Annotated in this window: 20 protein-coding genes; 8 read left to right on the top strand and 12 right to left on the bottom strand. The window is 57.9% G+C overall.

What is annotated here, in order from left to right; translation table 11 throughout:
* Positions 1 to 8: 8 nt before the first annotated feature.
* The 4 genes from QQL78_RS11780 to QQL78_RS11765 all read right to left on the bottom strand — a co-directional run bounded on the left by QQL78_RS11780 (position 9) and on the right by QQL78_RS11765 (position 3,224).
* A complete protein-coding gene (locus QQL78_RS11780; RefSeq protein ID WP_284373636.1) occupies positions 9 to 221 on the bottom strand; it encodes a hypothetical protein in 213 nt (70 codons plus the stop codon).
* Positions 222 to 268: 47 nt separating this feature from the next.
* Positions 269 to 2,050 (bottom strand): acyl-CoA dehydrogenase C-terminal domain-containing protein, encoded by a 1,782-nt coding sequence (locus QQL78_RS11775; protein WP_284373634.1) that lies wholly within the window; start codon positions 2,048 to 2,050, stop codon positions 269 to 271.
* A 46-nt stretch (positions 2,051 to 2,096) separates the two neighbouring features.
* The gene (locus tag QQL78_RS11770) at positions 2,097 to 2,498 is read right to left on the bottom strand and encodes a MerR family transcriptional regulator (protein ID WP_284373633.1); all 402 of its coding nucleotides are present in this window, start codon (positions 2,496 to 2,498) and stop codon (positions 2,097 to 2,099) included.
* Positions 2,499 to 2,843: 345 nt separating this feature from the next.
* Entirely contained in the window at positions 2,844 to 3,224 is a 381-nt protein-coding gene (locus tag QQL78_RS11765; RefSeq protein WP_284373631.1) for a MerR family transcriptional regulator, read from the bottom strand.
* A gap of 119 nt (positions 3,225 to 3,343) precedes the next feature.
* On the opposite strand from QQL78_RS11765, the gene QQL78_RS11760 reads away from it, so the two are divergent.
* The 3 genes from QQL78_RS11760 to QQL78_RS11750 are packed head-to-tail and all read left to right on the top strand — an operon-like array spanning position 3,344 to position 5,617.
* The gene (locus tag QQL78_RS11760; protein ID WP_284373629.1) at positions 3,344 to 3,766 is read left to right on the top strand and encodes a PaaI family thioesterase; all 423 of its coding nucleotides are present in this window, start codon (positions 3,344 to 3,346) and stop codon (positions 3,764 to 3,766) included.
* Positions 3,763 to 4,269 (top strand): PaaI family thioesterase, encoded by a 507-nt coding sequence (locus QQL78_RS11755; protein ID WP_284373627.1) that lies wholly within the window; start codon positions 3,763 to 3,765, stop codon positions 4,267 to 4,269. The genes QQL78_RS11760 and QQL78_RS11755 overlap by 4 nt, the downstream gene beginning before the upstream one ends.
* Position 4,270: 1 nt before the next feature.
* The gene (locus tag QQL78_RS11750) at positions 4,271 to 5,617 is read left to right on the top strand and encodes an MATE family efflux transporter (protein ID WP_284373625.1); all 1,347 of its coding nucleotides are present in this window, start codon (positions 4,271 to 4,273) and stop codon (positions 5,615 to 5,617) included.
* Here the strand turns inward: QQL78_RS11750 and arsC are convergent.
* From arsC to QQL78_RS11730, 4 genes are read right to left on the bottom strand one after another with little or no spacing between them, the layout of a single operon-like run.
* Positions 5,607 to 5,951 (bottom strand): arsenate reductase (glutaredoxin), encoded by a 345-nt coding sequence (gene arsC / locus QQL78_RS11745; RefSeq protein ID WP_284373624.1) that lies wholly within the window; start codon positions 5,949 to 5,951, stop codon positions 5,607 to 5,609. The genes QQL78_RS11750 and arsC overlap by 11 nt on opposite strands.
* Positions 5,948 to 6,991, bottom strand: coding sequence for a quinone-dependent dihydroorotate dehydrogenase (locus QQL78_RS11740; RefSeq protein ID WP_284373622.1), 1,044 nt, complete (start codon positions 6,989 to 6,991; stop codon positions 5,948 to 5,950). Before QQL78_RS11740 ends, arsC begins: the two co-directional genes overlap by 4 nt.
* Positions 6,988 to 7,419 (bottom strand): DUF1330 domain-containing protein, encoded by a 432-nt coding sequence (locus QQL78_RS11735; RefSeq protein WP_284373621.1) that lies wholly within the window; start codon positions 7,417 to 7,419, stop codon positions 6,988 to 6,990. Before QQL78_RS11735 ends, QQL78_RS11740 begins: the two co-directional genes overlap by 4 nt.
* Positions 7,416 to 7,766 carry a DUF952 domain-containing protein gene (locus QQL78_RS11730; RefSeq protein ID WP_284373620.1) on the bottom strand — a complete coding sequence of 117 codons (351 nt, stop codon included), beginning with the start codon at positions 7,764 to 7,766 and terminating at the stop codon, positions 7,416 to 7,418. Before QQL78_RS11730 ends, QQL78_RS11735 begins: the two co-directional genes overlap by 4 nt.
* 179 nt (positions 7,767 to 7,945) lie before the next feature.
* Here QQL78_RS11730 and QQL78_RS11725 point away from each other — a divergent pair, with 179 nt between their 5' ends.
* Positions 7,946 to 9,505, top strand: a complete 1,560-nt coding sequence (locus QQL78_RS11725; protein WP_284373619.1) for a bifunctional metallophosphatase/5'-nucleotidase — start codon at positions 7,946 to 7,948, stop codon at positions 9,503 to 9,505.
* 124 nt (positions 9,506 to 9,629) lie between these two features.
* Complete coding sequence (locus QQL78_RS11720) at positions 9,630 to 10,073, top strand: hypothetical protein (RefSeq protein WP_284373618.1); 444 nt, start codon at positions 9,630 to 9,632, stop codon at positions 10,071 to 10,073.
* 63 nt (positions 10,074 to 10,136) lie between these two features.
* Here the strand turns inward: QQL78_RS11720 and QQL78_RS11715 are convergent, their stop codons facing one another.
* Complete coding sequence (locus QQL78_RS11715; protein WP_284373617.1) at positions 10,137 to 11,177, bottom strand: helix-turn-helix domain-containing protein; 1,041 nt, start codon at positions 11,175 to 11,177, stop codon at positions 10,137 to 10,139.
* Between the two features lie 130 nt (positions 11,178 to 11,307).
* On the opposite strand from QQL78_RS11715, the gene QQL78_RS11710 reads away from it, so the two are divergent.
* Entirely contained in the window at positions 11,308 to 12,333 is a 1,026-nt protein-coding gene (locus QQL78_RS11710; protein WP_284373616.1) for an alpha/beta hydrolase family protein, read from the top strand.
* 15 nt (positions 12,334 to 12,348) lie between these two features.
* Here QQL78_RS11710 and QQL78_RS11705 read toward each other — a convergent pair whose 3' ends face one another.
* The gene (locus tag QQL78_RS11705) at positions 12,349 to 13,683 is read right to left on the bottom strand and encodes an MFS transporter (RefSeq protein ID WP_348540751.1); all 1,335 of its coding nucleotides are present in this window, start codon (positions 13,681 to 13,683) and stop codon (positions 12,349 to 12,351) included.
* Between the two features lie 101 nt (positions 13,684 to 13,784).
* Between QQL78_RS11705 and QQL78_RS11700 the strand changes: the two genes are divergently transcribed.
* Entirely contained in the window at positions 13,785 to 14,471 is a 687-nt protein-coding gene (locus QQL78_RS11700; protein WP_284373615.1) for an SOS response-associated peptidase, read from the top strand.
* Between the two features lie 18 nt (positions 14,472 to 14,489).
* Here QQL78_RS11700 and QQL78_RS11695 read toward each other — a convergent pair whose 3' ends face one another.
* Together QQL78_RS11695 and QQL78_RS11690 are read right to left on the bottom strand one after the other, a co-directional pair.
* The gene (locus QQL78_RS11695) at positions 14,490 to 14,831 is read right to left on the bottom strand and encodes a cupredoxin domain-containing protein (RefSeq protein WP_284373613.1); all 342 of its coding nucleotides are present in this window, start codon (positions 14,829 to 14,831) and stop codon (positions 14,490 to 14,492) included.
* Between the two features lie 106 nt (positions 14,832 to 14,937).
* Positions 14,938 to 15,849 carry a LysR substrate-binding domain-containing protein gene (locus QQL78_RS11690; protein WP_284373611.1) on the bottom strand — a complete coding sequence of 304 codons (912 nt, stop codon included), beginning with the start codon at positions 15,847 to 15,849 and terminating at the stop codon, positions 14,938 to 14,940.
* A gap of 99 nt (positions 15,850 to 15,948) precedes the next feature.
* Between QQL78_RS11690 and QQL78_RS11685 the strand changes: the two genes are divergently transcribed.
* Positions 15,949 to 17,172 (top strand): acyl-CoA dehydrogenase, encoded by a 1,224-nt coding sequence (locus tag QQL78_RS11685; RefSeq protein WP_284373610.1) that lies wholly within the window; start codon positions 15,949 to 15,951, stop codon positions 17,170 to 17,172.
* Positions 17,173 to 17,199 lie beyond the last annotated feature (27 nt).

Raw genomic sequence — 17,199 nt, 5'->3', positions numbered from 1 at the left:
AAGGTGCATTAACGTTTGCGGTCTTCCAATTCGGCATTGAACAACCGTAGCCGTGCCGTCAGGTTCTCTTCGTTCATCACCGAATTGAAGTTTTCGAACAGGAAAGACAGTGCCTCGCCTTCGTCCAGACCTGCATCAGCGCTGAATTTCTTCAGGCGGCGATATCCGTCTTCGGTCATGGCGACGGGAAAACGGCGGGTCAGGCGAAAGCGTTTGGGCACGAAGTCTCTCCGGTATCAGGCTGGGCGGGGGTATCCCCGCCATCACCTTAGAAGTTGGCAGCCTCCAGCGCCATCACTGTATCCGCACCGGTCTGGATGCGTGTCAGATGCAGGGCAGTGGCGGGCAGTTGGCGTGCCATATAGAAACGTCCGGTGGCGAGCTTTGTCTCGTAAAACGCGGCGTCACCGGTGCCTTCTGCCAGGGCGGCACGGGCGGCAAGACCCATCTTGGCCCACATCAGACCCAGACAGACATGGCCGAACATATGCATGAAGTCATTGGAACCCGCCAAGGCGTGATTGGGGTTCTTCATGCCGTTCTGCATAAAATACATGCCGGCGGATTGCAGATCCTTGCTGGCCGCCTTCAGGGGGTCGATGAACTCTTTGTCAAACACCTCGTCCGTGCCGGCGCTTTCCTTGCAGAAGGATTTCACCAGTTCAAAGAAGGCCATCACATGTTTGCCGCCGTCCTGCGCCAGTTTGCGCCCGACGAGGTCCAATGCTTGTACGCCATTGGCCCCTTCGTAGATCATCGCGATACGGGCATCACGGGTGAACTGGGACATGCCCCATTCTTCGATATAGCCGTGGCCGCCATAGACCTGCTGCGCTTTGACGGTCATGTCGTAGCCAACATCGGTCAGGAAACCCTTGATCACTGGCGTCAGCAGCGAAACCAGACCGTCAGCATCCTTATCGCCGGAGCGATGGGCCGCGTCGATCATGGTGGCCCCCCAGAGGATAAAGGCACGTGCGCCCTCAACGAATGACTTCTGTTCCATCAGCGAGCGGCGGATGTCGGGGTGTACGATCAGCGGATCAGCGGGCTTGTCTGGGGCTTCGGCCCCGGTAACGGCACGGCCCTGAAGGCGGTCATTGGCGTAGACAACCGCGTTCTGATAGGCCACCTCGGCCTGTGCCAGACCCTGCATGCCCACGCCCAGACGCGCCTCGTTCATCATGGTGAACATGGCGCGCATGCCCTTGTGTTCGACGCCCAGCAGATAGCCAGTGGCGTCATCATAGTTCATCACACAGGTGGAATTGCCGTGGATGCCCATTTTTTCCTCGATAGAGCCAACGGTTGCCCCATTGCGATCGCCCAGAGAACCGTCTTCGTTCACGATGAACTTGGGTACGATGAACAGGGACACGCCTTTGATGCCTTCGGGGCCGCCTTCGATTTTTGCCAGCACCAGATGGATGATATTGTCGGCCATGTCGTGCTCACCGGAAGAGATAAAGATCTTCTGGCCGGTGATCTTGTAGGAGCCATCCGCCTGTGGCACCGCCTTGGTGCGCATCAAACCCAGATCAGTGCCGCAATGCGGTTCGGTCAGGTTCATGGTGCCTGTCCAGTCGCAGGAGACCATATTGGGCAGGAAGGTATCTTTCTGCTGGTCCGTGCCATGGGCAAGGATTGCAGAGGCCGCACCATGGGTCAGACCCTGATACATGGTAAAGGCCTGATTTGCCGCAGAAAACATCTCGCCCACGGCAGAGCCGATGACCTGCGGCATGTTCTGGCCGCCGTATTGCTCTGGCATGTCCAGACCGGTCCAGCCGCCTTCCTTGACCTTTTCAAAGGCCTCTTTGAACCCGGTGGGCGTATAAACCACACCGTTTTCCAGCCGGCAGCCTTCAGTGTCGCCAACAGTGTTCAGCGGGGCGATCACTTCAGAGGTCAGCTTGCCAGCCTCTTCCAGAATGGCAGAGGTGAAATCAGGCTCCAGATCTTCATATCCGGGGGTGCTGGCCTCACTGATTTTCAACACATCGTGCAGCACGAACTGCATGTCTTTCGTAGGGGCTGTATATGTCGGCATGAGGGTCTCCCGGAGTGTGAATTTCAGGCATAAGCTGGCGGTGCTGTTACTCCGCCATGCTGGGTGTTTGGTTTAAGGAGGTCATCATCTTTTCCCCCCATTTCAGTTGTTCTTTCAGATCGTTGATCGCCGCATCGAGATCTTCGCGCTGGGCCAGCATTTCTGTCAGGCGTTCGCGGGCGATATCCAGCGCACGGGTGATCTGGGTTCTTTGCTGGTCGCCGCGGTGGTACAGGTCCAGCAGCTGGCGAATTTCTTCGAGACTGAACCCGAAGCGCTTGCCGCGCAAGATCAGCTTTAGCCGCGCGCGGTCGCGTTTTGTAAACAGGCGCTTTTGCCCTTCGCGGATCGGGAACAGCAGTTCCTTCGCCTCGTAGAACCGCAGGGTGCGCGGTGTTACATCGAAAGTGTCGCACATCTGGCGGATTGTCATCAAATCACTGGTCATTTCGTTTTACTCTCATCACATGGGTACATCGTGGTGCTGTTGGCTGCGATGTGTGATGTCTCTCGCATGCTTACAACACCTCGTTAGGTTGACGTAACGTGGACGTCACGTCACTTTGCGGGGTGACGTCACGGCGTCTTTGGTAAGGCCGTATTGTCCATTTTGGTCCCGAAATCATTATTTTTGGGGGTTGTTGGTTAACCTGAACTGCGATCCAGTCGCAATGCAAGAAAGTGGCCGTGGGTAAAAAAATCACCCATCGCGCTGCGTCAACGTCAGCGCAGCCATTTTCACAGCGCATTTGTGGCGAAAATAATGCCACACAGCCACGAAATTAACAGGGAACTAGCTGTCGACTTTGTTCAGGGCCAAGGCCGTATCATCGCGCAGTTTTTTAAGCTCGCTGATCGCCTCGTCCAGCTGGGCACGTTGATCGGAGAGCTCGGACAGTTGTTCGTCAGCAAGGGTAAGCCAGGCTTTCATCTGGCTTTCGGTGCCTTCCTTTTCATAGATCAGCAACCATTGCCGCGTGACCTCGAGCGGGAAGCCGAACTTGCGGCCCCGCAGAATCAACGTCATGCGGGCACGTTCGCGCGGGCCATAGAATCTTGAACGGCCTTCGCGTTCGGGGTGCAGAAGTTCGATGTACTCATAATACCGCAAAGTGCGGGGTGTGACATCGAATTTGGCACACATTTCTTTAAAGGTCAGGCGGTCGTCTGCCATTGGTCGTTACTCCCTTGGCCTTCAAGGTAGGCCGATGAAGAACGGAGCGCAACAGGTGGCCTTGCCCTTTGCTGCTGGCCTCGTGATAAAGGGCTAAATTCGGCCAAAGGATCCCCGATATGGCAGACAAAATCAAACAGGCGGGCCAGTTTATTCAGGCTCTGCCACATGCCAAGGCGCTGGGCATGGAACTGCAGGAGCTGGACGCCGGCACTGCCGCGATTTCGATGCCCTATTCCGAAGATATCATCGGCGACCCGAAGACGGGTGTGGTGCATGGCGGGGCGGTTTCTGCGCTGCTTGATACCTGTTGCGGCGCGGCGGTGATGAGCCATCCCAGCAACCCGGCGGGGACGGCGACCATTGATTTGCGCATTGAATACCTGCGGGCGGCGACACCGGGCCAGCGGATCAAGGCACGCGCCACCTGTTACCATGTGACCCGCTCTGTTGCCTTTGTACGGGCCACGGCGATGGACGAGGATGAAGAGGTGCCTGTCGCTATGGCCACCGGGACTTTCACAGCGGGAAGCGGCACATGATCAAACGACCTGAGCCTGTTCAAATCGTGAAACAACGTCGTGATGGTGTGTTGCGTGCGCTGGTCGATGGGGTGCCCTACATCCGTTTCCTTGGCGTCACCTTCGAGCGGCGCGGCGATGAGCTGACTGCGATCATGCCGTTCAAGGAAGAGTTGATTGGCAACCCGATGCTGCCCGCGCTGCATGGCGGTGCAACGGCGGCGTTTCTTGAGGTGACGGCGATCATCTCGCTGAGCTGGGGAATGATCTGGGAAGATATGGAAAGCGGTGCGCTTGAGATTGACGATATTGACGATATCACGCTGCCGCGCCTGCCCAAGACGATTGATTTCACCGTTGACTATCTGCGCTCGGGATTGCCGCGCGACGCCTATGCGCGGGCGCGGATTACGCGGGCCGGGCGGCGCTATGCCTCCGTTCATGTGGAGGGATGGCAGGACAACCGCGCCCGCCTCTTTGCGCAGGCGACAGGGCATTTCGTGATGCCGCAACGGGAGAGCTAAGGTGGAGGCCCGCGCCCCGGAGGCGGCCGAAGCCGTGGGCCACAGACGGGTGCTGCGCATCGCCGTGCCGATTGTGATTTCCAATGCCACTGTGCCGATTTTAGGCGCGGTGGATACCGGCGTTGTCGGGCAAATGGGATTGGCTGCCCCCATCGGTGCTGTGGGTCTTGGCGCGATTGTTTTATCAGCCTTCTACTGGTTCTTTGGCTTTTTGCGGATGGGCACGGTGGGGCTGACTGCGCAGGCTGCTGGTGACAATGATCACGCAGAGGTCACCGCGCTTTTAACGCGCGGCCTGCTGATTGGTCTGGGGGCAGGGCTTGCGGTGATTCTGCTGCAAATCCCATTGTTCTGGGCGGCCTTCACAGTGTCGCCTGCCTCGTCCGAGGTGGAAACCCTTGCCCGTCAATATATGACGATCCGTATCTGGTCAGCCCCTGCCGCCATTGCAATCTATGCGATCACCGGCTGGTTGATCGCGCAGGAGCGTACCCGCGCCGTTCTGGTTATCCAGCTGTGGATGAACGGGCTGAACATCGTATTGGACATGTGGTTTGTGCTGGGCCTTGGCTGGGGTGTGCAGGGCGTTGCCCTTGCAACCTTTCTGGCAGAGTGGAGCGGTCTGGCCGTGGGGCTGTGGTTTTGCCGCGGCGCATTTCGCACGCCGGACTGGCGCAATTGGGTGCAGGTGTTCAACCGTTCGCGCTGGGTACGGATGGTTCGGCTGAACACGGATATTCTGATCCGCTCAATCCTGCTTGAGGCGATTTTCCTGTCCTTTGTCTTTCTTGGTTCGGACATGGGGGATGTGACCCTGGCCGCCAATCAGGTTCTGCTGCAATTTCTGATGATCACGGCCTACGGGCTGGACGGTTTCGCCTTTGCCGCAGAGGCGCTGGTGGGGCGGGCCGTGGGCGCGCGACAGGTTGCTGCCTTAAGGCGTGGCGCGGTGCTGGCGTCCTTCTGGGCCGGTCTGGTGTCGGTGCTGATGACGGTGTTGTTTTGGGTCATCGGTCCGCAGATCATTGATCTGATGACCAAGGCCCCTGAGGTTCAGGCCACAGCACGGGTGTTTCTGCCTTATCTTTTGGCGGTGCCGGTGCTGGCCTGCGCAGCCTTTATGCTGGACGGGATATTCATCGGGGCCACACGGTCACGCGATATGCGCAACATGATGGCCCTGTCCTTTGCGATATTTGTCGTTGCTGTGGTGATCCTCGTGCCGGCCTATGGCAATCACGGGCTATGGGCGGCAATGCTGATCTCTTTTGTGGCACGCGGCATCACGCTGGGTCTGTGTTATCCGGCACTGGAACGCGCCGTTCAGTCCGCACCGGCTAAAGCATGACCTCAACCGCTTCGGGTGGGCGACCGATAACCGCTTGACCATCTTTGAGGGCAATCGGTCGTTCGATCAGGATCGGGTTTGCGGCCATTGCGGCCAGCAAGGTGTCGTCATCCATGTCTTTGCGCAGGCCCAGTTCCTTGAACAGCTTTTCACCGGAGCGCATCATCTTAATCGCAGGGAGGTCTCCCAAGGCCCGGCGCATCTGCGCAATTTCTTCAATCTTCGGTGCGTCCTGAAGGTACAGCCGAACCGTCACATCAACGCCTGCCGCCTCGATCAGCGCGAGAGTCTGGCGCGATTTGGAACAGTGCGGGTTGTGCCAAAGAGTAATCATAACCAGTCCCTTCGTTTACTACCCACCGCATCCGCAACCGTGGCAAAGCCGTCTTTGGCGAGTAGATCATCCAGCCCGCGCACAATCTGGGTGACCAGTGACATGCCGCCGAAGACCAGTGCGGTATAGAGCTGCACCGCCTGCGCCCCGGCACAGATTTTCGCATAGGCTTGTTCAGCGGATCCAACTCCGCCAACCCCGACCAGCGGGATGTCTGTCAGCGTGGAAAGCCGCGCCAGAACGCGGGTGGATTTGTCAAACAACGGTGCCCCTGACAGCCCGCCCGCCTGGGCGGCGTGATGACTTCGCAACCCGGCGCGATCCAGCGTGGTGTTTGTGGCGATGATGGCCGCGACCCCGGCAGAGTTGGCAACCTCCGCCACATCTGCGATTTCGGCCTCGGTCAGATCGGGGGCGATTTTCAGAAAGACCGGTGTGGCACCGCGTACATCCATCACCCCTTCCAACAGGGCCGCCAGCGCCGCCTTGCCCTGTAGATCGCGCAGCTTTTCCGTATTGGGAGAGGAGACATTGACGGTGGCGAAATCGACGTGGTTGCGGGCGGCCTCCATGACCCGGGCAAAATCAGCGGCGCGGTCGTCGCTGGTTTTATTCGCGCCAAGGTTCAGGCCCACGGGCACACCTGTGCCGCGCTGCGCCAACCGGTTGCAAATCGCCTCTGCCCCGTCGTTGTTAAATCCGAACCGGTTGATCGCGGCCTGATCCCGGGTCAGGCGAAACAGACGGGGTTTGGGGTTGCCCGGTTGCGGCAGGGGCGTTGCGGCCCCGACTTCGATAAACCCGAACCCGGCACGCGACAGCGGGGCGATGGCGGTGGCGTTTTTGTCAAACCCGGCGGCAAGGCCAACCGGATTGGGCAGCTCCATCCCGGCCAGCGTGGTTTTCAGGCGTGCAGAGGTCACCGGTCCCGGCGCAGGGACCAGCCCCATCCGCAGGGTGCGGATCGCCAACCCATGGGCCAGCTCAGGATCAAGCCGATGCATCGCCGTGAGGCCCAGACGTTCGATCAGCGCATTCATGCAAAATATCCCGTGATATCGGCACCCTGACTGCGGATCAGCCGCGAGGTTTTAACCGCCGCCTGCCGGTGCACAACGGCGCGTTGATAGTCGGGATCAGACACCATCGCCAGAAACGCATGTGCGTTGGGATATTGCGCGATGAACATCGCATCCCATGCCTCATCAGAGGGGCCGATCAGCGTCAGTTCGAAACTGGCGCGCCAGAGAATACTGCCCCCGACTTTCGCAAGGATCGGGCCGGTTTCCTGCCCGTAATGTCCATAGGCCTGCGCGCCGGTCAGCCCGTCGCGGGCGAGTTCATGATCACCGGGATAATTTGCCAGATCATTGAACCGCACAAGGTTGAGCATGTTCAATTCACTGTCGCGGTCCAGATCCTTGAAAGCATCAAACTGGGCGCGGTCTGGATCAATATATCGGGTCATTGGCTTGCCTCTTCGAAACCGGGCGGGAATTGGTGCTGGCCCTCGATCAGTGGTAAGGGCTGGGCCCAAACCACATCCTCCAGCAGCATCTTGCGATACAGATGCGGGAACAGGGCATTTCCGCGTGACACTTCCCATTTCAGCGCCTCGCCAGCCGCCGCTGCATCAACGGCGATCAGGAATAAACCATCCACACCGGCAAAATGTTTGGCAGCGGTTTCGCGTGCCTGTTCTGCGGTAGAGAAATGCACATAGCCATCGGCTAGATCAATCGGCGCACCGGCGGTTTCGCGGTTTTCACGCAGCGCTTGCCATTCGTCGGTTCGGAAAATTTTGAAAATTAACATGAGGGGGTGATGCCCGTCCGGCACCAAGGCGTCAAGTCGGCAACCCGCCTTCTGTGGGTGTTATACGTCCAGTTGAACAGGCGGCGGCAAGCGAATTTGTAAGCCCGGCCAACAACCTCTTTGACAGCCTGCGGGTCAGGGGCCACGATGCCACATAGATTCCATTTGGGGGAAAACCAATGAAACGATTCCTGACAAGCGTTGCGGCTTTTGGCCTGATGGCAGGTGGTGCCGTAGCCGATACAAAACTGACCATCCTGCACACCAACGACTTTCACGATCGGTTTGAACCGATCAGCAAATATGACTCCACTTGTGGGGCGGAAGACAACACCGAAGGCAAGTGTTTTGGCGGTATCGCACGGATGATCACAGCCATCGGCGAGGCCCGTGGCCGCGCCGGTGACGATGTGCTGCTGCTGGACGCTGGCGATCAGTTTCAGGGGTCATTGTTCTATTCGCAGTATGGCGGCGACCTTGCGGCCGAGTTCATGGCGCAGCTTGAGTATGACGCGATGGCGGTGGGCAACCACGAGTTTGATGACGGCCCAGAGGGGCTGGCCGATTTTCTGGACAAGGTCGGGTTTCCGGTGCTTTCCGCAAACATTGACGTAAGTCAGAACAACCGTCTGGCCGACAGGGTGGGAAAATCCGCCGTACTTGAGGTTGCTGGTACGCAGGTTGGTGTCGTTTCCGTATTGGCGGAAGATACACCTGAGACATCTTCACCCGGCGACACAGTGATCTTTTCCAGCGCAGTGCAGGCAGCACAGGCGGAAATCGACCGGCTGACGGGCGAAGGTGTGAACAAGATCGTTCTGCTGACCCATGTGGGCTTGCCCGCTGACAAGCGGCTTGCGCAGGAACTGACAGGTGTGGACCTGATCATCGGCGGTCATAGCCATACCTTGCTGTCAAATACCGCAGAACGTGCCGAGGGTCCGTATCCTACCGTGGAAAACGACGTGCCGATCTTTCAGGCCTACGCTTATGGTAAATATTTGGGTGAAATCAGTGTAACTTTTGATGATGCCGGCGCGGTGACAGAAATTTCCGGTGAACCGATCCTGCTGGACGCTTCGGTGAGCGAAGACGCGGCTACGGTTGCCCGTATGCAGGAATTGGCCAAACCACTGGAAGAACTGCGCAGCCAGGTTGTGGCGGAGACCTCTGATATGATCGAAGGATCGCGTGATGCCTGCCGTGCTGGTGAATGCCCGATGGGTAATCTGGTCGCTGACGCGATGCTTGACCGGGTGAAGGATCAGGGTATTCAGGTTGCCATCCAGAACGGTGGCGGGCTGCGCTCTTCCATCGATGCCGGAGAGGTGACAATGGGGGAGGTGCTGACCGTGCTGCCGTTCCAGAACACCCTGTCGACCTTTGAGGTAACCGGTGATGTCTTGGTTGCGGCGCTGGAAAACGGCGTCAGCCAGATCGAGGACGGTGCGGGTCGGTTCCCACAGGTTGCCGGGCTTACCTTTGCCTTTGATGCCAGTGCTGAACCGGGCAGCCGTATCAGCGATGTAATGGTTGGCGGCGCGCCGGTTGAAATGGACAAGACCTATGGCGTGGTGTCCAACAATTATGTGCGCAACGGTGGTGATGGCTACGCGATGTTCAAGACAGCAGCCAAGGCATATGATTTCGGCCCTGATCTGGCAGATGTAACAGCGGAGTATATCGCAGCGAATGCGCCTTATACCCCTTACACGGACGGGCGGATCACAGCGAAGTAAAGCTGCTTAAATAAATAGAGAGAAAGGCGCATCCAATTGGGTGCGCCTTTTTTGATAAGGCTGGCAGCGGCAAAAAGCTTCCACTTTGACGCATCCCGGTCTTTACCCAAGCAGAATAATCAGGATGATTTTACACCGTTCTTTTATCGGCATCTCTATTCTCGGAGGATTGATAGGCACTTTCTTCCTGACCGGGGTGCTGATCAATGCGCTGGGTCTGAATGTCACCTTTTATGACGCAATTTGGAGCGAATTGGACGGCATCTATTCAACCACCGTTGCTGTCGGGGAAGATACGGAATTTTGCCTGTGCCCTGCGTATGTTTGTGAATCGAGCTCGGAGGCTGCGATGCTTACACATCCAACGATTTGGGGGTGGCGAAACTTTCAATACTTTCGTGCCCCAGCTTTTCCCAAAACTGAACAATCACCTCGGCACAAAGCAGAAAACCCAAAACCGATCCATGCGTTGGGCGAACAAGAGTACTGTTTAATGAAACGGGAGGGCGATATTTTGTCTCTGACCTTAAGCGAAAACGCGGGCGCATTCTGGCTCGATATCAAATAGCGCCTTAGCTGGAGGCGCTCTTCTTTGAGCTGTCATTCAAGGTTCTGCCGCGCTGTTGGATTGCTATTCCTTTGGGGAGGTGCCCTCGCGATAGCTTGCCGGGGATTGGCCATAGACCCGTTGAAACTCCCGGTAAAAGTTCGAACGCGTCAGGAACCCCGATTGTGACATCACCTTGGCCACGGAATCTTCGGTGTCGCGCAGCAGCTGTGCCGCATGCTCCAGCCGGAAACCATTCACATATTGGGATACATTCATTCCCTGACTGACGTTGATCGCGTTTGACAGGCTGCGCTCTGGCACGCTTAGCCGCCGTGCGATCCGTTGCACTGTCAAATCGGGGTCAAGATAGATTTGGCTGCGGAGCAGCATGGCGCGGGCGGCGGCTTCCAGTGTGGCTTCGTTGCTTTCTGCTGGGATGTCGGGTTTGACCTTGGTGGGGCGTTGTAGGGCGATGAGGGTTGGAATGCTGGTCAGGATCAACAGCAATAAAGCAATCAGCAGGGCGGAGCCGAAGGTCACCAATGCGGGGGCTGACGCACCGCGGGCCATGACAAAGCTGAGCGCGATGGCGGTGTCCAAAATGAGAAGACCCAGCAATAACCCAACAGCACCATACATCCAGCGGATCGCAGGGCGGGCGATGTCCAGACGGGCATGGATCAGGTTGTCAGGTCCGCGTCGCGCCAGACGCAGCAGCAGGCCGGTATAGACCAGATAGCTGGCGCTGATCACCAGATCGAAATCACGAAAGATATTGGCGAATAACCCAAGGCCCAATGCGAGCAGAACTGCGACCCCAAGATGCAGCAGTGCATGTCTGCGAAACGATGCCCCGTCCACCGCCAAAGCCAGAAACCCCAGATAGAGCAGCGGGCCCACTGACATCGGCAGCACCCGCTGAAAGGTAATGAACCGCTCCACACCATAGCCGAAACGCAAGCCGACCAGCAGTGATTGCAGTGCAAAGCTGGTGAACAGTAACGCAAAGAAGATGCCCGATATCCGCCGCCCCAGATCCAGACGCAGCATCAAGGGGGCGATCACCACACAGAGGCTTGCGGCAAGGATTGGCAATGGAACCGAAAGCATTTGCGTGTCCAAACCTGTCCTCCTTTACGCGCGACCTGTCCTAGATCGTGATAGAGGACAGGGTTTGCCGTCTCAACCCGTTGTTTTGTTGGGGGTAACCCGCAATCTCTGGGGCATCACGCCCATTGAAGGAACATGAGACATGAAGAACATTCTGCATATTGCCGCCCTGACCCTTGCCTTGACCGCTAACAGCGTTCTGGCGCAGGAGGTGCGCACCGGCCTGTCGGACCTCAAGATTTCAGATGCCCGCAGGGATCGGCCCTTGGAAGGGTTCATCTGGTATCCCACCAAAGAAACGGCGCGGCTGAAGGCGCATCAATCCAATGGTGTCTGGCAGGGCATTCAAGCCATCGAAGACGCTGAACCGTTGACCGGAAAACGCCCCTTCGTGGTGCTGTCGCATGGCATGTATGGCAATGCCCGCAACCAGAACTGGCTGGCGGATGCCTTGGTGCAACACGGCTTTGTGGTTGCGGCAATCCACCACCCTGGCACCTCAAGCTGGATGCGGGACCCCGATCAGGCACGCCAGATGTGGGACCGGCCCGGCGACATCAGCCGTGTCATTGATCATGTGCTGACTGACCCAACGATAAGCACTCATATCGATCCCGAGCGGATTTATATGGCGGGGCATTCACTGGGCGGGATGACCGCCGTGGCGCTGGCGGGGGGGCGGTTTGACGCGCCCAAGATGGATGCCTTTTGTGCGGCGCGGCCAAGGGAAATGGTTTGTGGTCTGTTGGACTTGTGGAAGATTGCAAAAACACCAGAAGATGCAAAAGCGATGCAGGCTGATCTGTCTGATCCTCGGATCAAGGGGTTTGCGATGTTCGATCTGGGCGCGACCCAGACGTTTTCAACCGCCAGCCTGAATGCCATCGCACGGCCCTTGTTGGTGATTGGGGCACCCAAGGGGGAATCCGACGTTAATCTGGATGTCGAATCCCGCGCGTTGCGGGCAGCGGTACCGGCGGAATTTGTGACCTATATGGAGCCGGAAAACCTGTCGCACTTCGATTTTCTTGGGGTTTGCAAGCCGGGCGGTCTGGCGATCCTGCAAGCGGAAGAACCTGAAGACGCCTTTATCTGTGCCGATGGTGTGGAGGAGCGCATGGCAGATCAGGCAATTGTCATCGAGGCGGTTTTGGCGGCCTTTCAATAGGCTCTGACATTCTGCTCAGGGATCAGCGGCGGGGCCTTTGGTCGCGCCGCTTTCTCGTGTGCCCTCGATGGGGTCGGGTTGTGACCCTTCAACCGTTTGCAAGCTGGAGGTCCGACCAGCGTTCAGTGGCTGGAAGCTGGACTTGCCGTCTTCTGCCACCGCCTGACGTTTGGTCATGCGCCACAGCGTGTAGAGGATCACCATCACATGCGAGAGAGAGGTGACAGCAAACAAGGCCCGCAGCCCGATCTCGGACATGGCCCAGCCCGCAACCGTTGGTCCGATGATGGACCCGATGCCATAGGTCAGCAGCAGCCCCCCTGAAATCTGGATCGCTGATCCGGGTTCCGCATGGTCATTGGCATGGGCAACGATTACCGGGTACATCGCAAAAATTGATCCCCCCAGAAGGGCCGCAAGGGCGAGGTTCATCATGCGCCCCTCAGGCGCGAGGAGGATAAAGGCGAGATCGGCAAGAAGTGCAAAACTTGCGATGCCGACCAGCACCTTGCGCCGGTCCATCTTGTCCGACAGCAGGCCGACCGGCATCTGGATCACCGCGCCAGCAAGGATCGGAATGGCGGTGAACAGGGCGACCGCCCCCAGTACCAACCCCACTTTCTGTGCATAAACCGCAGCCAATGTCCCGAAAGCCGCGTTTGAGACGCCAACCCAAAACACCGCAAACACCGCTACCGGAGAGTTGCGCCAAAGCGCCTTGAGGTTGAGTTTAACCTTGACCATGGGCGGCGGGGTCGAGGTGTTGCTAAGGGCCGTTGGGACCAAAGCCAGACAATAAAAGATCGCCGCAAGCGCAAAAAAGAAAAAGCCGGAAGGATCGCCCAGCGTCAGCATCATATAACCGGCGGTATTAGCACCCAGATTGACCATCGTATAGACGCCAAACACCCGCCCGCGCGATTGTGCTGGCGTTTGTTCACTTAGCCAGCTTTCCACAATCATTGCGGTGCCCGCAAAACAGAAACCGCAGAGCCCCCGCAATACAACCCAGGCCCAGGGGGTGATCAGGATCGCACTGCCCAGCATGGAGACGGCTGCAATCGCCGCCAAGGAACCAAAGGCGCGAATATGCCCAACCCGCCCCACAAGTGTTGATGTCATGATGCAGCCGGCGACATATCCCAGCGCCCAGCCAGTGCCGAGCAACCCGAGCGAGACGTTTGAGAACCCTTCAAGCGTGCCGCGTACCGGCAGGATCAGACCGTTGATGCCGCCTGCAAACAGCAAGAAAGCGGAGCCGACCAAAAGGGCGGTGATGGGCAAAAGCTGTCGGATGGTGTGGTCCTTTTCGGCGCTTGGTTTCGGCCATCCTGCCTGATTAATTGCCAAGTGGAAATACCAAGCAGACCTGTGGCCCGAGGCGGCTTTTGCGCCGCTATGGCACTTGCGATAGGCTGGGTCAGGATGACCCTTAAGAAGAGAGATGTTGCATGTGTGGACGATTGGTGCTGACCCTGCCGGCGGATGCGATGGCGCAGCTGTTTGCCGCCGCCCCGGCGAATGATATGCCACGGGTGCCCAATTTTAATGTCTGCCCAACCGACCCCGTATCGATTGTCACCAGTGATGAGGCGGGGGCACGCAAGCTGCGTGCGATGCGTTGGGGGTTTATTCCACGTTGGTATAAGGAAGCCACCGGCGGGCCTTTGCTGATCAACGCACGCGCCGAGACTTTGGCCGAGAAACCGGCATTTCGCACCGCAGCGCGCACCCGGCGGGGGCTGATCATCGCCACAGGATTTTATGAATGGACCAAGGATGGCGAAGGCGGGCGCGATCCTTGGTATATTTCACGCGCCGATGGGGCACCCTTGGCCTTTGCTGCGGTCTGGCAGGACTGGCGCGGGCAGGACGGGATCACACAGAAGACCTGTGCCATTGTCACCACAGCGGCAAGTACACCGATGCAGGCGATCCATCACAGGATGCCTGTGATCCTTGATCAAGCGGATTGGTCCCTTTGGTTGGGCGAACAGGGGAAGGGCGCGGCAACGCTGATGGCACCCGCACCAGATGATCTGCTGGGGTGGCACCGCGTCAGCCGCGCCGTTAACTCCAACCGCGCCTGCGGCGCGGCCTTGATCGAACCCCTGCCAAAGGGCAGCGAAGTGGGGTAAGCGGTCGTGCCGGGCGGCTTAGTCCGACGCTTCGGCAAAGATAATTTCGCCTTCAGCTTCAGTGCCGTCAGATCCCAGACCGGTAAAGGTCGGTGGGGTGGTCTCTTCGACTTTCAAGCTGAACATGGCTTCGGAACTGATCGGGCCAGAGGTCCAGCTTTCTTCAGGGCCGTTGACGGTGTGCGATGCATCGCTGTTGTTGTGGAACAGGATGTTGTCACCGGGGTTTGCATAAACCACGGAAGGGAAATAGCTGCCGTCCACAATCAGGACAACATGATCTTCGGCTTGTGCGGCGCTGGCCGCAAAGCTGAGAGCAGCAGCAACGGCGAGAACGCCTTTGCGAGAATACTTAAGCATTGGAATGCTCCTTGTAACGGCCCCACCCGGTCACATGGGATTTTCACTAAATGGTAAATACGGCGAAAATTTGGCAATTTTGCCCGAAATGGCGCCAAAACCGCGCTTAATTCAGATCGCGCAGCGGTTCTGCGGTCTGTGCCTGACCGGTCAGCCATTTGCGAAAAGACGCTAATGCGGCAGTTTCATCGCGGGTTTCGGGCCAGACGAGATAGTAATTACCGATGCTTTGGGTGGTCTGTGCCGAGGCCAGCATGAGCTGCCCGTCACGCAAATAGGGTTCGGCAAAGAAGGTCGGCAAAAGGGCCACGCCCAATCCATGGATCGCGGCCTGGGCCATGGTAGAAAATTGATCGAACACCATGCCAGCAGGTGGATCAGCGGTGATGCCTAGGGCCGCTAACCATCGTGCCCAGCCCCGCGGCCGGGTCTCCAAATGCAATAAGGGGTGTGCCAATATATCCTTGGCTTCGGTCAAGGGGGCCTCCAGCAAGTCTGTCGCGCAAACCGGCACCACGGTTTCGGGCATCAAAGGCAGATATTGCACACCGGGCCAGTCTTCATGTCCAAAGTGGATTGCAGCATCAAAAGGGCTGTCAGCGATGGCAAAGGGTTTCAACCTTGTGCTGAGATTGACAGTGACTTCGGGATGGGTGCGAGCGAAGTCGCGCAGGCGGGGTGCCAGCCAATGCATGCCAAAGGCTGGCAGGATGGCAAGGTTCAGCGACCCGCCCGTCGGGTTGGTGCGCAGTGAAACAGAAGCCTGCGCAAGGCGGTTCAGGATATCGCGCACCTGCACCACATAGGCCTGGCCCGCTTTGGTCAGCGCCAATTGCCGCCCCTTGCGGATGATCAGGGCGACGTCCAGCTGTTCCTCAAGTGTTTTAAGTTGGCGGCTGACCGCACTTTGGGTCAGGGAAAGCTCTTGCGCTGCTGCGGTGGCACTCCCCAGTCGCGCAACCGCCTCAAAGGCGAGGAGGGCCGAGATTGAGGGCAGGAAGCGGCGCGGGGCTATCATATGATTTTTTCTCATACATTCAGGATAAAGCTGCGATAGTCTTTTGCTGCTGGATTTGCAATAAGTCGGGCAAATGTAGATGCTCTGAAAGGACTTGCCATGACTGCCGAAAAGCCAGCACTGCGCGCCAAAGATGCCCCTGATCTGGGATCGTTTGATTGGGCCGACCCCTTCCGCCTGGACAGCCAGCTTAGCGAAGACGAGCGGATGATCCGCGATTCCGCCGCTTCTTATGCGCAGGAAAAATTGCAGCCTCGCGTGATTGACGCCTATGCCAATGAAGAAACCGATGCCGGTATTTTCAAGGAAATGGGTGATATGGGCCTGTTGGGTGTCACCATCCCCGAAGAATACGGCGGGCTTGGCGGTGGCTATGTGTCTTATGGTCTGGTTGCGCGTGAAGTTGAGCGTGTGGACAGTGGCTACCGTTCGATGATGTCGGTGCAGGCCAGCCTCGTGATGTATCCGATTTACGCATATGGATCGGAAGAACAGCGCAAGAAGTATCTGCCGAAGCTCTGTTCCGGTGAATGGATCGGCTGTTTTGGTCTGACCGAGCCTGATGCAGGTTCTGATCCAGGCAGCATGAAAACACGTGCGGTGAAAACGGCCAATGGTTACAAGCTGACCGGCACGAAGATGTGGATCTCAAATGCACCGATTGCGGATGTCTTTGTGGTCTGGGCCAAGAGCGAAGAGCATGGCGGTAAGATCCGTGGCTTTGTGCTGGAAAAAGGCATGGACGGTCTGAGCGCACCGAAGGTGGGGAACAAGCTGTCCCTGCGGGCGTCAATCACCGGCGAAATCGTGATGAAGGATGTGGAAGTCGGCGAGGATGCTTTGCTGCCACATGTTTCCGGGTTGAAAGGGCCGTTCGGCTGTCTGAACCGCGCACGTTACGGCATTTCATGGGGCGCAATGGGTGCGGCAGAGTTCTGCTGGCACGCGGCACGGCAATACGGGTTGGATCGCAAGCAGTTCGGCAAACCTTTGGCGGGCATGCAGCTGTTCCAGAAAAAACTGGCCGACATGATGACAGAGATTTCACTGGGCCTGCAGGGGTCTTTGCAGGTGGGTCGGTTGATGGATCAGGCCAATGCGGCACCGGAAATGGTGTCGATTGTGAAACGCAACAACTGCGGCAAGGCGCTTGAGATTGCCCGCCACGCTCGCGACATGCATGGCGGCAACGGGATTTCCGGCGAGTTTCAGGTGATCCGTCACATGATGAACCTTGAAACGGTGAACACCTATGAGGGGACACATGATGTGCATGCCTTGATCCTTGGACGTGCGCAAACCGGGCTTCAGGCGTTTTTCTGAAGGTGAGATGGGTTTCTTGCGCGTCGT

This window comes from Sulfitobacter pacificus, from assembly GCF_030159975.1.
Classification (GTDB): Bacteria; Pseudomonadota; Alphaproteobacteria; order Rhodobacterales; family Rhodobacteraceae; genus Sulfitobacter; species Sulfitobacter pacificus.
Note: the sequence above shows the minus strand (reverse complement) of the source record. Positions and strands in the feature narration are given on the sequence as shown.

Bases quoted from the DNA above. Each gene is read 5' to 3' on its own strand.
- QQL78_RS11775 (WP_284373634.1), bottom strand. From the start codon at position 2,050: ATGCCGACATATACAGCCCCTACGAAAGACATGCAGTTCGTGCTGCAC.
- QQL78_RS11770 (WP_284373633.1), bottom strand. From the start codon at position 2,498: ATGACCAGTGATTTGATGACAATCCGCCAGATGTGCGACACTTTCGAT.
- QQL78_RS11765 (WP_284373631.1), bottom strand. From the start codon at position 3,224: ATGGCAGACGACCGCCTGACCTTTAAAGAAATGTGTGCCAAATTCGAT.
- QQL78_RS11760 (WP_284373629.1), top strand. From the start codon at position 3,344: ATGGCAGACAAAATCAAACAGGCGGGCCAGTTTATTCAGGCTCTGCCA.
- QQL78_RS11755 (WP_284373627.1), top strand. From the start codon at position 3,763: ATGATCAAACGACCTGAGCCTGTTCAAATCGTGAAACAACGTCGTGAT.
- arsC (WP_284373624.1), bottom strand. From the start codon at position 5,951: ATGATTACTCTTTGGCACAACCCGCACTGTTCCAAATCGCGCCAGACT.
- QQL78_RS11740 (WP_284373622.1), bottom strand. From the start codon at position 6,991: ATGAATGCGCTGATCGAACGTCTGGGCCTCACGGCGATGCATCGGCTT.
- QQL78_RS11735 (WP_284373621.1), bottom strand. From the start codon at position 7,419: ATGACCCGATATATTGATCCAGACCGCGCCCAGTTTGATGCTTTCAAG.
- QQL78_RS11730 (WP_284373620.1), bottom strand. From the start codon at position 7,766: ATGTTAATTTTCAAAATTTTCCGAACCGACGAATGGCAAGCGCTGCGT.
- QQL78_RS11725 (WP_284373619.1), top strand. From the start codon at position 7,946: ATGAAACGATTCCTGACAAGCGTTGCGGCTTTTGGCCTGATGGCAGGT.
- QQL78_RS11720 (WP_284373618.1), top strand. From the start codon at position 9,630: ATGATTTTACACCGTTCTTTTATCGGCATCTCTATTCTCGGAGGATTG.
- QQL78_RS11710 (WP_284373616.1), top strand. From the start codon at position 11,308: ATGAAGAACATTCTGCATATTGCCGCCCTGACCCTTGCCTTGACCGCT.
- QQL78_RS11700 (WP_284373615.1), top strand. From the start codon at position 13,785: ATGTGTGGACGATTGGTGCTGACCCTGCCGGCGGATGCGATGGCGCAG.
- QQL78_RS11695 (WP_284373613.1), bottom strand. From the start codon at position 14,831: ATGCTTAAGTATTCTCGCAAAGGCGTTCTCGCCGTTGCTGCTGCTCTC.
- QQL78_RS11690 (WP_284373611.1), bottom strand. From the start codon at position 15,849: ATGATAGCCCCGCGCCGCTTCCTGCCCTCAATCTCGGCCCTCCTCGCC.
- QQL78_RS11685 (WP_284373610.1), top strand. From the start codon at position 15,949: ATGACTGCCGAAAAGCCAGCACTGCGCGCCAAAGATGCCCCTGATCTG.